14 protein-coding genes are annotated in these 17,672 nt (G+C 65.2%); 5 read left to right on the top strand and 9 right to left on the bottom strand.

Annotated features, from left to right (window positions below; translation table 11 throughout):
* Positions 1-113: 113 nt before the first annotated feature.
* Both EDF58_RS19025 and EDF58_RS19020 read right to left on the bottom strand, forming a co-directional pair.
* Positions 114-671: a hypothetical protein gene (locus EDF58_RS19025; protein ID WP_132268407.1), complete on the bottom strand. Its 558-nt coding sequence runs from the start codon at positions 669-671 to the stop codon at positions 114-116.
* A 28-nt stretch (positions 672-699) separates the two neighbouring features.
* Positions 700-1,452 (bottom strand): HAD-IIB family hydrolase, encoded by a 753-nt coding sequence (locus EDF58_RS19020; RefSeq protein WP_132268405.1) that lies wholly within the window; start codon positions 1,450-1,452, stop codon positions 700-702.
* A gap of 296 nt (positions 1,453-1,748) precedes the next feature.
* Here EDF58_RS19020 and otsB point away from each other — a divergent pair, with 296 nt between their 5' ends.
* The 4 genes from otsB (at position 1,749) to EDF58_RS19000 (ending at position 6,446) form a co-directional block, all read left to right on the top strand.
* Positions 1,749-2,645, top strand: coding sequence for a trehalose-phosphatase (otsB, locus tag EDF58_RS19015; protein ID WP_132268403.1), 897 nt, complete (start codon positions 1,749-1,751; stop codon positions 2,643-2,645).
* The gene (locus EDF58_RS19010; RefSeq protein ID WP_132268401.1) at positions 2,642-4,456 is read left to right on the top strand and encodes a glycoside hydrolase family 15 protein; all 1,815 of its coding nucleotides are present in this window, start codon (positions 2,642-2,644) and stop codon (positions 4,454-4,456) included. The genes otsB and EDF58_RS19010 overlap by 4 nt, the downstream gene beginning before the upstream one ends.
* Positions 4,457-4,557: 101 nt before the next feature.
* Complete coding sequence (gene otsA / locus EDF58_RS19005; RefSeq protein ID WP_132268399.1) at positions 4,558-5,976, top strand: alpha,alpha-trehalose-phosphate synthase (UDP-forming); 1,419 nt, start codon at positions 4,558-4,560, stop codon at positions 5,974-5,976.
* 209 nt (positions 5,977-6,185) lie between these two features.
* Positions 6,186-6,446 (top strand): hypothetical protein, encoded by a 261-nt coding sequence (locus EDF58_RS19000; protein ID WP_243654367.1) that lies wholly within the window; start codon positions 6,186-6,188, stop codon positions 6,444-6,446.
* Between the two features lie 91 nt (positions 6,447-6,537).
* Here the strand turns inward: EDF58_RS19000 and EDF58_RS18995 are convergent, their stop codons facing one another.
* The 5 genes from EDF58_RS18995 to EDF58_RS18975 all read right to left on the bottom strand — a co-directional run bounded on the left by EDF58_RS18995 (position 6,538) and on the right by EDF58_RS18975 (position 14,091).
* On the bottom strand, positions 6,538-7,383 hold the full coding sequence (locus EDF58_RS18995) for a hypothetical protein (protein WP_165921485.1): 846 nt from the start codon (positions 7,381-7,383) through the stop codon (positions 6,538-6,540).
* Between the two features lie 224 nt (positions 7,384-7,607).
* The gene (locus EDF58_RS18990) at positions 7,608-8,978 is read right to left on the bottom strand and encodes a UDP-glucose/GDP-mannose dehydrogenase family protein (RefSeq protein WP_132268398.1); all 1,371 of its coding nucleotides are present in this window, start codon (positions 8,976-8,978) and stop codon (positions 7,608-7,610) included.
* A gap of 207 nt (positions 8,979-9,185) precedes the next feature.
* Positions 9,186-10,358, bottom strand: a complete 1,173-nt coding sequence (locus EDF58_RS18985) for a hypothetical protein (protein ID WP_132268396.1) — start codon at positions 10,356-10,358, stop codon at positions 9,186-9,188.
* A 6-nt stretch (positions 10,359-10,364) separates the two neighbouring features.
* Positions 10,365-12,593, bottom strand: coding sequence for a polysaccharide biosynthesis tyrosine autokinase (locus tag EDF58_RS18980; protein WP_165921484.1), 2,229 nt, complete (start codon positions 12,591-12,593; stop codon positions 10,365-10,367).
* Positions 12,594-12,657: 64 nt separating this feature from the next.
* The gene (locus EDF58_RS18975) at positions 12,658-14,091 is read right to left on the bottom strand and encodes an O-antigen ligase family protein (protein WP_165921483.1); all 1,434 of its coding nucleotides are present in this window, start codon (positions 14,089-14,091) and stop codon (positions 12,658-12,660) included.
* Between the two features lie 331 nt (positions 14,092-14,422).
* Between EDF58_RS18975 and EDF58_RS18970 the strand changes: the two genes are divergently transcribed.
* A complete protein-coding gene (locus EDF58_RS18970) occupies positions 14,423-14,842 on the top strand; it encodes a hypothetical protein (RefSeq protein ID WP_132268390.1) in 420 nt (139 codons plus the stop codon).
* Here the strand turns inward: EDF58_RS18970 and EDF58_RS18965 are convergent.
* Together EDF58_RS18965 and EDF58_RS18960 are read right to left on the bottom strand one after the other, a co-directional pair.
* Positions 14,835-16,022: a glycosyltransferase gene (locus EDF58_RS18965; RefSeq protein WP_132268388.1), complete on the bottom strand. Its 1,188-nt coding sequence runs from the start codon at positions 16,020-16,022 to the stop codon at positions 14,835-14,837. The genes EDF58_RS18970 and EDF58_RS18965 overlap by 8 nt on opposite strands.
* Before the next feature lie 60 nt (positions 16,023-16,082).
* The gene (locus tag EDF58_RS18960; RefSeq protein WP_132268386.1) at positions 16,083-17,249 is read right to left on the bottom strand and encodes a nucleotide sugar dehydrogenase; all 1,167 of its coding nucleotides are present in this window, start codon (positions 17,247-17,249) and stop codon (positions 16,083-16,085) included.
* Between the last annotated feature and the right edge of the window lie 423 nt (positions 17,250-17,672).

The raw sequence follows: 17,672 nt of genomic DNA, 5'->3' as shown, positions 1-17,672 counted from the left end.
CCAATTGCTGTGTGACGTTGCATGCCGGCCTTGGCGATCTGGCCCCGGCCCTCGATGTCTTATGTAGATTTGTGAACGCGGAATTGAACCCCCGGTTCACGATCAATTTCCGATCAGAGTATCGAAAATTCCCGCAGGAACAGAACCAGCGCCGCCGCAAGCAGGCCAAGCCCGACGATCCGCCGGACCCAGCGCAAGGCGGCAAGATCGAGAAGATGAGGGCCAGCCCAGGCCGCTGCGGCCAGCACGGCCCCGCCCACGGCACCGGCCGCACCGGAAGCCAGCGGCGCCGCCATGCCCACGCCCATGCCGAAGATCAGGAAGCGGGCCGCGTCGGTCGCCTGGTTGGCGAGCAGCACCAGCAGCAGCGCGCCCAGCGAATTGGTCGGCTCGGCCGGGCGGCGGCGCGGCACGAGGACCAGCGATTCCAGTCCCGCCAGCCCGAGCGCCATGCCGGCGAATATGGCCCGCGCCGGTGGCGGCAGTTCCGCCAGCATCAGCCCCGCCAGCCAGGCAGCGAAGGCGGCGGTGAGCGCCGCGCTCAGCAGGGCGACCAGCAGGACACCCGGCCGCCGCCCCTGCCGCGCGGCAAGACCGGCGATCGTGACCTGGTCCCGCGCGCCGAAACCGGCGAGCAGGACCGCGATCAGCGTCAGGTAGAAGGCAGGCACCCGCCGGTTCGCGCGGGAGGCGTTGCCGTCAGCCCGCCTTCTGGCAGGCGATGATCGCCGCGATCACATTGGCGGTATCACCGGCATCGCGCACGCAGATCGTGTCGAGGCCCATGGCCTTCGCCGGATAGTCGTTGCCGCCGGGGAAGATGGCATCACCGATGAACAGCATGTCGGCCTCGGCCACGCCGCTGTGCTCGGCCAGGCGCTTGAGGCCCCAGGCCTTGTCGACACCGGGCTGGGTGACGTCCACCGACGTGGCGCCGCCGAGATTCACCGAAACGCCGGGCAGGCGCTTCACCAGGTCGGCCTGGATCACCTTGCGCTTGGCGAAGTCGGGATCCCAGACTTCCTTGGCTTCGAGCGGGGCCTGCTGGCCAAGCGCCGAGAAGGTGATCTGGCTGCCGCGATCCTCGATCCGTTCGCCCCAGGTTTCTTCCGGGGTGAAGCCGGTGGCGGCGAGCGAGGCGTCGAAAGCCTCCAGAATCTCGCGCTTCTGTTCGTCGGTGAACAGTTCGGCGTAGACCGGGGTCCAGGCCTCATCCTTGTGGACGTAGAGCTTGGCGCCGCTGGTCGGCATCAGCCAGAGCCGCGAACGGTCGGCATGGGCGGGCAGGCGGCTGGCCACCTGCTTGTCGAACTGGGGCCAGTCGCCACCGGAAATCACGGCGACTTGCGCCACTTCCAGCAGTCCGGCCATGAGCTGTGCCATCTCTTCGGTCAGCGGCTGCTTGCTCAGCGCCAGGGTTCCGTCGAGATCGAATGCGATGATCTGCTTCATTCCATGCCTTTTCGCATTTGCGTGTGAGAGCGCCCTGCCATCAACGGCGGGAGAAGGAAATCGTGTTCCTGCGCCAATACGATGACAATTTCTGCGACTTGTGCGGAAAATTCCATGAACCGCAGCCTCTTGGCGCCAAAATGCACCTGTTTTCGCCCGTCTTCGGGACGCGCTCTCGGGCCGGTTTGGAACCCTGGAGACGACCGTTCGTTGCACTGCGACATCCGGCCGATCCGGCGCAAGTTTCGCCGCAAGAGGGGTGGCCATCCTCCTTCGAAGGTGCAAGACTGAACGTAATGACCGATCCACGCGAAAGTCCATCGCTGGCGGAACATGGCGCAATTCCGCGCGATCTGCCGCCTCCTCCTCCTCTGACCCCCGGATTTCGCCCGGAATTCGACACGGAAGCCTTCGACACGGAAGCCAAGGTCGTCCCCGCTCTCCTCGACGCGGATGAACCGATTGCGCTGTTCCTCGACTTCGACGGCACGCTCGTCGAGATTGCCGACCATCCTGACGGGGTGATCGTCCCCCCCGACCTGCCGAAAAGGATCGCGCGCCTGTCGCAGCGCCTGGACGGACGCTTCGCGATCGTGACCGGGCGTTCGCTCGATGCGCTGGAAGCCATGCTCGGGCCGCTCGACGTGGCGGTCGCCGGATCGCATGGCGGCGAGTTTCGGGCCGCGGGCACCCGCGATGTCGTCCCGCTCGCCCAGCCCCTGCCCCCGGTGGTCGCGCAGCGCCTTTCGGACTTTGCCCGGGCCAACGGCGACCTGCTGGTGGAGCCGAAGCCGTTCAGCATCGCCGTCCATTACCGCCGCCGGCCCGAAGCCATGCCCGCCCTGCTCGCCTGCGCGGCCGAGACCGGCGAGGCGTTCGGCCTGAAACTGAAGCACGGCAAGCAGGTGATCGAACTGTCGATGCCCGGTTCCGACAAGGGCAGCGCCGTCGCTCGTTTCATGCAAATGGCGCCGTTCGCCGGTGCCAGGCCGCTCTTCGCAGGCGATGACGTGACCGACGAAGACGCTTTCGCGGCCGTGACCCGGCTCGGCGGCGCGGGAATTCTTGTCGGGCCGATGCGCCGGACCCTCGCCCGCTGGCGGCTGGACGGCGTACCCGCCGTGCACGACTGGCTCGCGGGCGCCACGCCAGACCACGCTTCACATTCGAATAGGGAGAACAGCCCGGCATGAGCTCGCTCGAACTCTGGCCCATCGGCAATTGTCAGGTCTCCGGCCTGATCGACACCAGCGGCGCCCTCGTCTGGGGCTGCGTTCCCCGGGTCGATGGAGACCCCACGTTCTGCGCCTTGCTCCGCGGCGCGGAAGGGCAGGACGCCGGCACCTGGCGCTTCGAGCTGGAAAACCAGGTCTCGGTCACCCAGCGCTATTCGCGCAACACACCGATCCTGATCACCCGGCTGGAAGACGCGGGCGGCGGGGTGGTGGAAGTCATCGACTTCTGCCCTCGGTTCGAACGCTCGAGCCGGACCTATCGCCCTGTCGCCTATGCGCGCATCGTTCGCCCGGTCAGCGGTTCGCCGCGCATCCGCACGGTGCTGACGCCGATGAGCGGCTACGGCGCGCAGCTCGCGCCCGTCACGCGCGGCTCCAACCACATCCGCTACCTGGTGGAGCGCAACACCCTGCGGCTCACCACCAATGCCCCGGTGGGCTACGTATTGGACGAGCGCTACTACCGGCTCGAAACCACCCAGCACTTCTTCCTCGGGCCGGACGAGCCCTTCACCGGCGATATCGAGCACGAACTGGAATCGATGCTCCGCCACACCGGCGACTACTGGCGGCTCTGGGTGCGCGGGCTGGCCACCCCGCTGGACTGGCAGGACGCGGTGATCCGCGCCGCGATCACGCTCAAGCTCTGCCAGCACGAGGAGACCGGCGCGATCGTCGCCGCGCTCACCACCTCGATTCCCGAAGCGCCGGGCAGCCAGCGCAATTGGGACTACCGCTATTGCTGGATCCGCGACGCCTATTACACGGTCCAGGCCCTCAACCACCTGGGCGCGCTGGACGTGCTGGAGAAATACCTCTCCTACTTGCGCAACATCATCGACGATGCCGAGGGCGGCGCGATCCAGCCGCTCTATGCGGTGAGCGGCGGACGCGAGATCATCGAATGGGAAGCGCCGGACCTGGCAGGCTACCGCGGCATGGGTCCGGTGCGCATCGGCAATGCGGCATATTACCAGGTCCAGAACGACTGCTATGGGCAGATCGTCCTGCCCGCGATCCAGGCGTTTTCCGATCAGCGCCTGCTGCGCATCGCCACGCACGAGGATTTCGCCAGCCTGGAACAGGTGGGCGAAATGGCCTGGAAGACTCACGACCAGCCCGACGCGGGACTTTGGGAACTGCGCACCCGCACGGCCGTGCATACGTATAGCAGCGTCATGAGCTGGGCCGCCTGCGACCGCCTGGCCAATGCCGCCGAGTTCCTGGAACTGCACGACCGCGCCGCGATCTGGCGCGAGCGTGCGGCCACCGTGCGCAAGAACATCGACGAACATGCCTGGCACGCGGTCGAGGGCGCCGACTTCGACGATGGCGGTGCCGGGGGCCACTATGCCGCCAGCTTCGGCGGATCCCAGCTCGACGCCAGCCTGCTGCAGATGGTCGAGCTGCGCTACGTCGATGCCGACGATCCGCGGTTCCAGGCCACGCTCCAGGCGGTGCAGAAGGCCCTGCGCCGCGGCGAACACATGCTGCGCTACGATAGCGAGGACGATTTCGGCCTGCCCGAAACCGCCTTCAACATCTGCACCTTCTGGCTGATCGAGGCGCTGCACCGCAGCGGCCAGGACGAAGAGGCGCGCCGCCTGTTCGAGGCCATGCTCAACCACCGCACCCGCTCCGGCCTGCTTTCCGAGGACATGGATTTCGAGACCGGCGAGCTGTGGGGGAACTTTCCGCAGACCTATTCGCTAGTAGGTATCATCAATTGTGCCGGGCAACTGTCCCGGTCTTGGCGGGACTGGCGCTGAGTCCGTTTCGAGATTTGCCTCAGGCGAATTTCGCGGAATGCTCGCCGGTCCCGCAAAACGCGTCCGCTCTGTGCTCGCGGACGCGTCACAGGGGAATGTAAATGGGTAGACTGATCGTCATCTCGAACCGGGTCTCGGTTCCCAAGGCGGCTGGGGCCGCCGGGGCGCAGGGAGGGCTCGCGGTGGCGCTCAACTCCGCACTTCGCGAACATGGCGGCATATGGTTCGGCTGGTCCGGGCAGGAGACCGAGGACTTCACCGGCCACCTCGACATGCAGCGCAACGACGGCATCACCACCGCCACGATCGACCTCGAACCGCAGGATATCGAGGAATACTACAACGGTTATGCCAATCGCACGCTCTGGCCCTTGTTCCACTACCGCATCGACCTGACCGAATACGACCGCAATTTCGGCGAAGGCTATGAACGGGTAAATGCCCGCTTCGCCGATTCGGTGCTGCCGCTGATCGAGAACGAGGACCTGGTCTGGGTCCACGACTATCACCTCCTCCCGCTCGGCTCGCAGCTGCGCGAAAAGGGCGTGAAGAACCGCATGGGCCTGTTCCTCCACACGCCCTGGCCGCCCACGCGCCTGCTGGTTTCGCTGCCGTTCCACGAACGCCTCGTGGCCTCGATGCTGGAATACGACGTGATCGGTTTCCAGAACACCGAATGGCTGGAAAGCTTCCTGCACTATGTGCAGAAGGAAATGGGCCTGAAGGTCAATCTCGACAATTCCGTCGAGTACCAGGGCCGCAAGATCATCGCCCGCGCCTTCCCGATCGGCATCGACTTCGCGGAATTCACCGAATCCGCCGCCGGCCCGGGCGCCAAGGAAGCACACGACCGGCTCAAGTCCAGCGTGCGCGGCCGCAAGATCCTGATCGGCGTCGACCGACTTGACTATTCGAAGGGCCTTGGCGAACGCTTCGAGGCTTTCGGTCGCTTCCTGGCCGACAATCCCGACGATGCGGGCAAGGCCGTGCTGCTCCAGATCGCGCCCCCCTCGCGCGGGGACGTCGCCAGCTATCAGCAGATCCGCGAGGACCTGGAGCGCAAGACCGGGCACATCAACGGCGCTTATGCCGATGTCGCCTTCGTGCCGATCCGCTACGTCAACCGCGGCTATCCGCGCGACCAGCTCGCCGGGTTCTACCGCGCGGCGGACATCGGCCTCGTCACGCCCCTGCGCGACGGGATGAACCTCGTCGCCAAGGAATATATCGCGGCGCAGGATCCCGAGAACCCCGGCGTGCTCATCCTTTCGCAGTTCGCGGGCGCCGCGCATCAGCTGAAGGACGCACTCCAGGTCAATCCCCACTCGATCGAGCACGTTGCGGAAACAATTCGCAAGGCACTCGACATGCCGCTGGCCGAACGCCGCAAACGCCACGCCAAGCTGCTCGCTTCCGTGCGCGACAATGACGTCCAGCGCTGGCGCGAGGACTTCGTGAAAGCGCTGGAAGGCAAGCCCCCGCAGCGGACCAGCACGACCAGGCAGGACGAAGTGGCCTGACGTTTCAGTTCGACCCGGAAGAACGGTCGTCCATCATGAAATCGCCTGTCATTTGCGAAACGTAACTCGCCTGCCACCAATCTGACCTCTAAACTCGCTAGAAAGGGAAATGCGGAGGCGACTCCGCAAGGTCACGCGGCAAAGCCGCGGGCTGCAGGATGACCAGAAAGGGATCCGGGAAACCGGACCCAAGAAGAACAGGCACTAGAATGAATATGAATACGACTCTCTATGGCGAGTGCGTCAGCGCTGGCGGTTCCACCGCGGTGCGCATTTCCGATCTCGCCAGCCTTGGCTGCGCCGTGGAGACCGATGCCCCGGCCGCCAGCATCGAGGGCGATCTCACGCTCTGGATCGGCGCCATAGGCCCGTTCGCGGCCACGGCCACGCGGCGCGATTCGCGCAGCCTTTCCGTCCGCTTCGCCGAGCCGCTGGACCGGCAGATCGTGCAGCACTTCGCCCTGATCTGATGGGGCGGACGAGACGCCCGCAAGACTGAGAGACGCCAGGATCGGCGCGGTTCATCGCCGCGCCAAACCCTCCCGGAATTACCGCAGGGCTTCAGAAGCGGCGGTGATCGCTGCCATCCACCAGATCGCAGATACCGCTGAAAGCATAAGGCGCGGTGCCCTGCACGCTGATCCGGCCGCTGCGGCGGTCGATGGTGACCTGCGGCTTGTTCAGCCCGTTGAGCCGATACCTGGCACGGATCATGTCCGGCCCCTGCTCCACATCGTAAAGGTCCCACCAGCCGTCCTGCCCCCGGCTGTTGATCGGCGGGACCAGCTTCTTCGGCAGGCGGATGCGCCCACCGCCGGACCAGAGCTGCACCATCAGCGATGCGTCGAACTGCTGCCCCGTCATCTCCGTGCGATTGCCGTAGTCGTATCGCTCGGTGCGGCTGTTCCACGTCCAGCCGTAGCTCGTGGCCATGCCGGGGCGGGTGCCGTCCCCGAAGCAGACCAGCCCGAGGTCCACGTTCTGGCCCTCCACCTGATAGCGGTCGCGGTCCTGGACGTAGCTGGGCGATTGGCGCTGCGATGAGGGGGCGGCGGCGTTGTAGCCGATATCGGGGTGATAGGCCGAGCGGTCGCGGTCATTCCCGCTGCCGGCGCTGTGTCCGCAGTCGGGGGCCGGGGTGGCGACGATCGAATCGTAACGCCCCTCCTTCGTCGCGACCGAAAGGCATTGCGACCGGGAAGCGCTCCACCAGTAAGTGTAGCTGCGGTCGTCGCTTTTCTCGGCCTTGACGCGTTCGTAGCCGCGGGCGCGCAGCTCTGTTTCGCCGCCCGCGGCGCGGGCACCGACGAGGTCGGCAAGGCCTTGCGGCGCCTGCGCCCCGGCCGCTTGCGCCGAAAGGGCAAGCACCAGCGCCAGCATGGGCATGGATATCCTGACGAGCGACATCGGACAGGCTCCCCTTCGAACGACGACAGATTCCGCATGGTGCAAGGCATCACGACGCCTTGAAGAACATGGTCCATGGCCCGCCCCGGAGGGTGTCCAATGGCAAGGGATGTGTTCTGCCGAAAGAATGCCGGCCCGGATGACAGACATCGGGCCCGAACCTGGCCCGGACCCGAGACTGGCTCGGATCCGGGTTCGGCCGGTGGCAACTCAGGCGAAACGCATCAGGCCGGCACGGGGCTGGGTGCCTGTTCCCCGTCGTTCCGGATCTTTTCCTTGGGACGCGTGCCGCGTCCTACCGAGAGGTAAGTGAAGCCCGCTTCCTGGACATGCTCGGGCTTGTAGACATTGCGCAAGTCGACCAGCACCGGCGCCTTGGCGATGGCCTTGATGCGGACAAGGTCGAGCGCGCGGAAAGCGTCCCATTCGGTCACCAGGACGACGGCGTCAGCGCCCTCGATTGCAGCGTAGGGATCTTCCTTCATCTCCACTTCGGGCATCAGCGGGCGGGCCTGCTCCATGCCTTCGGGATCGTAGGCGGCCACGGTCACCCCGGCATCGGCCAGCGTCTGGGCAATGGCGATCGACGGCGAATCGCGCATGTCGTCGGTATTGGGCTTGAAGGTCAGGCCGAGCATGGCCACGCGCTTCCCGCGCGCTTCGTCCACGCCGCCCAGGGCATCCACCACCTTGCGGCCCATGGCGCGCTTGCGGGCATCGTTGACCTTAACCACCGCCTCGACGATGCGGACCGGGCTGTCGTAGTCCTCCGCCGTCTTGAGCAGGGCCAGGGTATCCTTGGGGAAGCAGGAGCCGCCATAGCCAGGTCCGGCATGGAGGAACTTGCCGCCGATGCGGTTGTCGAGGCCGATGCCCCGCGCCACGTCCTGCACGTTGCCGCCCACTTTCTCGCAAAGATCGGCCATCTCGTTGATGAAAGTGATCTTCACGGCCAGGAAGGCGTTGGCGGCATATTTGGTCAGTTCCGACGAGCGGCGGCTGACGAACAGGATCGGCGATTCGTTGAGGAACAGCGGGCGGTAGACCTCGCGCATGACATCGCGGCCGAAATCATCCTCGGCGCCGATGACGATGCGGTCGGGCCGCTTGAAGTCGCCGATGGCAGCGCCTTCGCGCAGGAATTCGGGGTTGGAGACCACGGCAACGCGGTGCGGCGGATTGCATGCGCGGATGATGCGTTCCACTTCGTCGCCAGTGCCCACCGGCACGGTCGACTTGGTGACGATCACGGCATCGCCGGAAAGGTGCTCGCCCACTTCCTGCGCCACGGCGTAGACGTAGGAGAGGTCGGCATGGCCGTCGCCGCGCCGCGAAGGCGTGCCCACGGCGATGAAGATCGCCTGCGCGCCGGCAATGCCTTCAGCCAGGTCGGTGGTGAACGAAAGGCGCTTGGCGGCCACATTGGATTCCACCAGCTCGGCAAGGCCCGGCTCGTAGATCGGCATCATGCCGTGGAGCAGCCGCTGGATCTTGGTCTCGTCCTTGTCGATGCAGACCACTTCATGGCCGAAATCGGCAAAACAGGCACCCGAGACAAGGCCGACGTAGCCCGAACCTACCATCGCAATCTTCATGGCGCTTCCATTTCCTTATGAACTTTGGGGAAGTTATCCTTGTCCCCCGCCCGGTCGGCAAGTCAGCCATTCGGGCAGGTACTTAACCGAATTCTCTCTCGACTTGGCGGTTTCGCCCCATCAGGGTCGTTCCTTTCCGAAGCGGAAAACCTGGCAAGACGCCGGGCCGGGACGTTCGCATCGAAAGGGCCGCATCGAAAAGGCGCTCTAGGCCGGATCGATCTCCAGCCTGCCGATCTCGCCTTCGCCCCGGCCGGAGAGGATCACGAGTTCCTGGCTCGCGCAGAACGTGTCCGGAATGAAGAAATCGGTAGAGCCTGAGGTCATTTCCGCATCGCCGAGACGCCGCGCCGTGCCATCCTCGGCATAGCAGACGATCTGGAGGACGATGGGCCGGAAGCCCGCTTCCGCATGAGCAGCCCCATCCATCCGGGCGCGGTAGTTGCCCGGTGCCAGCAGCGCATTGCGCTTGGCGATCACGCTGCGCAGCGGCTCGCGGTTGCGGTAATGCAGGACGGTGCCCGCCTTGCTGCCGGTGAAACTGCGATCCAGCCCGGATTCCTCGGGATATTGCCAGTCGAACGGTCCGATCGGCGCGCCGTCTCCCAGGTCTTCGCGGAAGGCGAAATCGGCGGCCCGTGTGAAGTGTCCATTCGCGCAGAGGTTCTGCCACAGGATCGACGCCGCTTCGGCGCGGCCGGAGCGTACCAGCATCAGCGTGCGCGGGGAAAGCGCGGCGCAGTCCACCCTGGCGCCCTTGCGGGCCATGGTGGAGGCCACCGTTTTCAGCGCCTCGGGCCTGATCGCGGTACCGGCCCAGGGCAGGAAGGCGTTGGCCCAGTACTTCTCCTGGCCCACTTGCGCGGCGAAGGCATCCACCCCCTGAGGGCGCGAAAGCAGGTCGGCGGTCATGTCCTTGAGGCGATCGTCGTTGAGCCCGATCCGCCAGAGCGCCACGGTGCGCTGGGCGGCGATGCTCCATTCCTCGGCCTGGAGCGCCAGCATGACCAGCGTCTCCTGCGTGAAGCGGTCGCGCCAGCCCCGATCGCCCGCCAGGACCACCGAACGCAGCGCGGCGTCCTGCTCACCCTTTTGAAGCTGCCCGTAAGCGAGCAGCGCCAGCCCTTCCGAAGGAACCGGACGGCGGCGCACGAAGGCTTGCGACAGTGCCACGCCCCTTGCCGCATCGCCGCTATCGTAAGCCTCGTGAGCCAGCGATTCCAGCGAGGAAGACTGGAGCGAGGCCGGCACGAAGCGGGCTACAAGCTGGGCCACGGCGAAATTGCGCCGCCCTTCCCGGTCCATCTCCACGCCCACCGCCACGATGGCGGCCAGGGCCAGGATGGCGATCCACGCCGTGCGACCGATCAGCGAGGTCATCCCGCGTCAGTCCTTTTCGCCGTAGCTGTAGTAGCTCGCGGCATAGTAGTTGTAGTCCTCTCCGCCCACCTTGGGGTCGAAGCGGTTGAGCACCACGCCCAGCATGTTGGCCTTGATCAGGGCCAGGCGGCGCAGCGCGGACTTCACCGCGCCGCGATGGAAACTGGAGGCATCGACCATGAACAGCACGCCGTCCGCATGGTTGGCCAGCAGCGCCGCATCGGAAAGGCCCAGCAGCGGCGGGGAGTCGATCACCACCACGTCGAACTTGCGGCGCGCTTCCTCCATGAAGTGCGGCAGCCCCTCGCCCGAGAGGATCAGCGCGGGATCCGGCGGCGCGGGCAGTGCCGACATGTAGCTGAGGCTGGCGACCTCGGTGGGCTGCAGGGCCGCATCGAAGGTCTTTTCGCCGGTCAGCACGTCAGTCAGGCCCGTGGCCTTCCGGTCGCTCATGAAGTTGTGCAGCGTCGGGCGCCGCAAGTCGGCGTCCACCAGCAGCACCCGCTTGCCGAGCACGGCAATGTCGTGCGCCACCGCGCGGGCGGTCGTGGACTTGCCCTCGGATTCGCGCGAACTGGTGACCATGAGCACTTCCGGCAGGCCGGTCGCGGTGGAATAGCGCAAGTTGGTGACCAGCGAGCGATAGGCCTCGCTCACCCGCGAGCGGCGGTCGTCGAAGTGGCTGGCGACATCGCCCCCCTTCTCCAGCGGGATCAGGCCCAGCAGCGGCATGCCCAGCTTGCGCTCGACATCCTCGGGCGAGCGGATCGCATCGTCGAAGATCTCGCGCAGCAGCACCGCACCGGCGGCCAGCACCAGGCCCAGCACCAGCGAGGCGACGATATTGACCAGCAGACGCGGCGAGTAGGGCTTGCCCGGCACTTCCGCGCCGTCGACCAGCGTCAGGTTGTTGGACGAGGCCCCGGCCGTGGCGTTGAGCTGATTGTAGCGCGAGAGCAGGGTGTCGTAGAGCGTCTTGTTGGTATCGGCGATGCGCTTCAGCACGGCCAGCTGAACGCCGCGGTCCTGCTCCTTGAGCGCTTCGCCGCGCAGCGATTCGACCTGGCCCGAGAACGACTTCTCACGCTCCTGCGACGACTTGTATTCGAGATAGGCCGACTTCTTGATGGAATCCGAGATGGCGCCGATGCGGCTCTCGTATTCGGCGATTTCCGCCTGCTTCGACTTCACCGTGGTGAAATCGTCGAGGTGGCGGGTGCGTTCCTCGGCAAGGTCCGCCTCGACCTTGGCCTTCTCGGCCAGGAGCGTGGAGACGGCCGGATTGGCGTTGACTTCGGGAATGGCCAGCGGCGCGGCCTTGGCCAGCGTCAGCCAGCGATCCTGCGCAGCGATGCGGTCCGCCGTGGCCTTGGCCGCCGCATCGTTGAGCTGGACCAGCGTGTTGTTGGTGACGGAAAGCACCGATTCCTGGTTGCCGTCCTGCCCCTGGCTGGTCACGCGGATCAGGCCCGCGGCGCTGGCATACTGGTTGAGATCGCGTTCGGACTGAGTGACCTTGGCGCGCGCCTCGTCCAGCTGGTCGGCCAGGAAACGCCGGGCGTAGGAGGAACTGTCGTACTTCTGGTTGAGGTTCCGCTCCATGTAGCGCTCGCCATAGAGCTGCGCCAGCTTGGCGGAATAACCGGGGCTGCGGCTGCTGACGCTGATGCTGACGATCCGGCTGTCGGGCGGCAGCGTCACGGTCAGGCTGCCGAGCAGCGAATCGATGGCGCTTTCCTTGCGAAGCTGGTCCAGCTTCTTGGTCCCGCCCGATTTCAGCACGTCTTCCTGCGTCGGCATGTCGGTGCCCATCGCTTCGTAGAAGGCGGGATCACGGTCGAGCCGGCCGCTTTCGACCACGCTTTCGGCCAGCGAGCGGCTCTGGATGATGCCGAGCTGGGTCTGCAGGAAGCGCTCGGCGTCCTGGACGTTGGTGACCTTCTGAAGCTCGCTGCCCTCGATGATCTGGTCGGCCTGGTCCTCGATCAGCACGCGCACGCCTGCGCTGTAGCGCGGCGCGATCAGCAGCGTGACGATCACGCCCAGCACCAGCGTTGCCGCCACGATGGCCGCGATCAGCGCGATGTTGCGGCGGACCATCCCCATGATGGTCTTGAGCAGCGCGGTCAGGTCCGGCCCGGATTCCTCGCCGTAAAGCTCGCCATGGGAAGCCCCTTGGGGAAATCCGTGAGAGGGGCCTTCGAGACCGACCCGATCGAGAAAAGCATCGTTCAAGATATGTCCCGCCATCCTATTGTTTCCACGCGAGCGGTTATTGACCCGAAGTTCGTTCATAGGTTCAGGAAACCCGTTCTGAAGGGGCGAAGGCGGTCAAGCCGTCCTCCTGCCCGGACCGGCCCCCACGCCCGCCTGTGCCCCTGCTTCCAGACCTGCCGGCCGGCCGGCTTCTGGCGCCCTTCTTACCCCCCTGTTCAGGCGCGCCGCGGCGACTTTCGGCCTCGTCCCGCTCCGCGCCGATCAGCAGCGCGGCCATGAGCGCGAAAAGGCAGAGCAGGGTCTGGCTGCGCAGCGGGTAGTCGGTGATCGACTGAAGCGCGACCAGCGCGAACGTGCCCACGCCTGCCAGTCCGATGCCGCCGCGGCGCAGCGCCGCCACGCCAAGCCGTCCGAGCACAAAGGCCCAGCCCAGCACCAGCGCAATGCCCACCAGGCCGGATTCCAGCGTGGCCTCCAGGAAGTCGTCATGCGCACGCTGGGCGCGGCCATAGCTGAGGTTTTCCAGGGCCTCGTCGGCCTGGAACACATCGTCGAAGGAGCCGATCCCGCTGCCGACCGGCCAGTACCGACGCGATGCGGCCACGGTGTCCTTCCAAATCAGCGGGCGCTGCTCGTCCTCCACCGCGTCGAAGCGTCCGAACGCGCTCTGCACGCGCTGGTTATTCGCCAGCAGGCTGGCTGCGCCTGCCAGGACCAGCACCACGGCGCCCGCGGCGATCGCGGTTCGGCGGGTCAGGGTCGGCCGGCGCCAGCGCACCCAGCGCCAGGCGGCCAGCGCGGCGGGCACCAGCAGAAGCAGCATGCTCGTGCGCGAGCGGGTGAGCACGACGCCCACGATCAGCAGCACGGCGGTCGCCATGCCGCCCAGCGTCCAGATCGCGCGGATCTGCCGCAGCGGGAACACCGCCACCAGCGCCACCAATGCGATGTCGAGCATGAGCCCGCCGGTGTTGCGGTTGGCGAAAGTGCCCTGGAGATCGAGTGAGCCGATGGTCTCGGCGTAGAAGACGAGGTGGCGATTGCCGGTCGCCAGTTGCTGGGCGCCGAGCAGCACGACGATCAGCCCGCAAGCGACCACCAGCATGAGCAACTGGCGCTTGTCTTCGCGCCCCAGCTGCCAGGCGAGGACGAGGACCGCGAGCGCCGGCAAGAGCGCGAAGAAGGCGATGGCCGTGCGATTGGGGTCGAGCGAGAACGGCATCCAGACATCGCTGCCGCCGGTGAGGTCGAGCGATTGCCCCACGAATTCCCGGCCCGGCAGCGCCTGCCAGATCGCGGGCGGCAGCGGCACCAGCTGAAGCAGCGGCAGAAGCAGCGTCAGCGCCACCAGCACGACAAGCCCGCGCGGAGCAGTGCGGAAGAAAGCGGCCACGGCCGGACCGTTGATGGCCAGGATCGCCAGGCCTGCAAGCTGGACGACCAGGTTGGCCAGGCCCGCGCCGGACCCGCCGCCGCCGAACAGCAGTCCGACAAGAACGAGGATTCCGGCCTGCACCGTGCGGCTTCCCGGACGGGCTTTCGGCACGAAGACCGTGCGTTTCTCAGCTAACGACCCAGACAGAGCTTCTTCCTTATGATTGCAGATCGGGATGCGAAAATGTCTGCTTTCGCAAGTCTCGCCCAATCGAAAGGGCTTCCATGGAGCATTCCGTCGGCATCGGTCTGCGACCCGGCTGACGTTACTATCAACAACTCGACTGGTAAGAATTACAATGACAGAACTTATACTGAGATATTTCAGAATAACCGCATCACATGCAGTCCTGAAAGAGACCGTTCCTTAACTGCAGCTCCCACGCGAAGTAGCGGCCAGCAATCGGCTAGCGATGGCGAAGGGCTGCACGTCTCTCTGCGTCATGAGTCCTCCTGGAACTGCGCTATACAGGTCAATCGTCTTCTTCGACCATACCGCGCTGCACAATGGAGGGCAAATTGCGAACCGGGAATTTGCCCTCGATCCGGCCCCTCTCGTCGCACTTTCAAGCCTTTCCATCGCAGTAGCCGGAAAGACGCCGGATCGCGTCGACAGTAAAACCGATTGCAGCCCCTCGCTCTCTGTCGATCCGGTGGATTCGCAGCGCAAGGTCCGACCTCTCGCCGACGCTTTTCAGCGCCTTAACGCCGACCGCCTGCGCAGATGCGAAAAACCGGGAGCGGCCAAGAAGGTCGCTCCCGGTTCAAATTTGCGCGCGCCCGGAACCTGTCGACTGGTGGCGAAGACAGATCCTGTAAAGTCGATCAGCTAATGAGACTATTGACGCAGTCCGAATACTGCTGGCGGAACCGTTCCTCACCGAAGCTGGCGGCATTGGCGATACAATCTTCGGCGCGGATATCGCCCTCGCCCTCGACGAACATGTCGATTGCGCCGACCAGGCTTTCCACCGTCTGATCCTCGAACCACACGCCCGTCGCCCCGCTGCTGCCCAGGGGCCGCACGGTCTCGGCCGTGCCGCCCTTGCCCAGGCACACGACCGGGGTTCCGCAGGCCTGTGCCTCGACCGGAACGATCCCGAAATCCTCCAGCGCCGCAAAGACCAAGGCCCGCGCCGTCTGGAATTCGGCGATCAACTGCTCGAATGGGACGTGCCCCAGGATCTCGATATTGGAACCGGCGATCTGGCGGATCTTCTTCATGTCCGGCCCGTCGCCGATCACTCTCAGGCGCAGGTCCGGGCGGCGATTGAAGGCCTCCACGATCATCTCGACGCGCTTGTAGGGCACCAGGCGCGAAGCGGTGACGAAATGATCGCCGCGCGATGCCGTACCGGGCACGAAGTTGCCGGTATTGACGGGCGGATAGATCACTTGCGCCTCGCGGCGGTAGATCTTCCAGATCCGCCGGGCAATGAACTGTGAATTTGCCAGGTAATGGTCAACGCTCTGCGCGGTGCGCATGTCCCAGAGCCGGAACCGATGCATCATCTCGCGCGCAACCGCCCGCTTCAGCCCGCCGAGCGTGCCGCCGACCGTGGCGATATACTCGTGAGTAAGATCCCAGGCATAACGGGCAGGACTGTGGACGTAACTGACGTGCAACTGACCTGGCCCGGTTATCACGCCCTTGGCCAGGGCCGCGGAGGAACTGAGCACGACATCGTGCTCGGTCAGGTCGAACGCCTCGATCGCACGTGTCGATTGCAGCAGGAGGAAGCGGTAATACTGCTCCACCAGCGGCAGATCGTTGAGACCGGACGTCTGTATCCTGTGATCGGCGCCGAAGAACTCCCGCGTTACTTCCTCGGGAAGGAAGTTGAACAGCGTGAAGATGTCGCTGCCCGGCGTGCAGTGCGCCATTTGCTGAAGCACGCGCTCCGCCCCGGCAATCAGGGGAATCCAGTCATGGACGAGCGCGATGCGCTCGCCGCGGATCAGCGCCGGGCCCCCTGTCAGGGGTGCTTCGGCGACAGGAACACTATGTTTCATGGGCGTAAGTGGTCCTTCGAGGATGGGGCGGGACGCCGCCGGGCGAAGCCCGGCCTTGCGCTAGTCGGACCCGAACAGATCGCGCGAGAAGACCTTGTCCCTCACGTCGTCGAGTTCGGGCAGTATCCGGTTGGTGACGATCACGTCGGCGCGCCGCTTGAACGTCTCCAGATCGGCTTCGACCGGGGTGTTGAAGAAGCTGTCATCGGGATAGCTCGGCTCGTAGAGCACCGTCTCGATGCCCTTGGCCTTGATGCGCTTCATGATCCCCTGGATCGAGCTTTGGCGGAAATTGTCGGAACCGGCTTTCATGACCAGGCGGTAGAAACCCACCACCCTGGGCCTGCGCGACAGGACCATGTCGGAAATGAAGTCCTTGCGCGTCCGGTTCGCCTCCACGATCGCACCGATGATGGTCTGCGGAACATCATGGTAATTGGCCAGCAACTGCTTTGTGTCCTTCGGCAGGCAGTATCCGCCGTAACCGAACGAAGGGTTGTTGTAGTGCGAGCCGATGCGCGGATCGAGGCCGATGCCTTCGATGATCTGGCGCGCCTCCAGCCCGCGCGAAAGCGCATAGCTGTCCAGCTCGTTGAAATAGGCCACACGCATCGCGAGGTATGTATTCGCAAATAGCTTGATGGCTTCGGCTTCGGACGGGTCCGTGAACAGGACCGGCACATCCTTCTTGATCGCGCCTTCCAGCAGCAGTTCCGCAAAGACCTTTGCCCGCTCCGACTGCTCCCCCACCACGATTCGACTGGGATGGAGATTGTCGTGAAGCGCCCTGCCCTCGCGCAGGAACTCGGGGCTGAAGATCAGGTTGCGCGTGCCCATCGCCTCGGAAGTCGCGGTGGTGAAGCCCACGGGGATGGTGGACTTGATCACCATGACCGCATCGGGCGCATGGTCCATGACCTCGCGGATGACGGCTTCGACCAGGCTGGTGTCGAAGCGGTTGGTCACTTCGTCATAATTGGTGGGCGCGGCGATGATCACGTAGTCGGCGCCGCGATAGGCTTCCGCGGCATCCAGCGTGGCGCGCAGATTCAGGTCGTCGCGGCGGAGGAAAGCCTCGCACTCGGCATCGACGATCGGCGAGCGACCGGCATTGATCATGTCCACCTTGGCGGCCACGACATCCTTGGCCACGACTTCGTGGTTCTGCGCCAGCAACAGCGCATTCGACAGACCGACATAGCCAACGCCTGCAACAGCGATCTTCATTTCTGCTCCTCTGACCGCCCCGGACGGGGCAGGTTCGGCAAGTGCGCCCCGGCCGCTTGAACCGGGGCTTCCGATGCGGGGAATATCGGAAACTCCCGGTAGGTGAAACTGCTACCGATGGGCACGAGTGCTCTGCCGAGGATCGCGAGCCTGTTCAAGCGCCTGCGCAGAATATGGGATAATCGGGTGCAGTAACGCGACGGAATCCATTCTTGTCCGCAAATTGACGATGAGAGACATCCAACCGCCATGCTGCGACGCACCTAAAAGAAGCCCGACGAGACATGTCGCACGCAACGCCAGGCACTGTTCCGCGTCTCGACAAGCGAATCGATTCGCGGCGATGACGGCGCCTTAGCCTTGCCACCGGGCTTGTTCATCTTGCAGTCATCTTGTTGAAGAAGAATAATAGTTTCAGCACGA

Origin of the sequence: Novosphingobium sp. PhB57 (assembly GCF_004342985.1) — a bacterium.
Classification (GTDB): Bacteria; Pseudomonadota; Alphaproteobacteria; order Sphingomonadales; family Sphingomonadaceae; genus Novosphingobium.
Note: the sequence above shows the minus strand (reverse complement) of the source record. Positions and strands in the feature narration are given on the sequence as shown.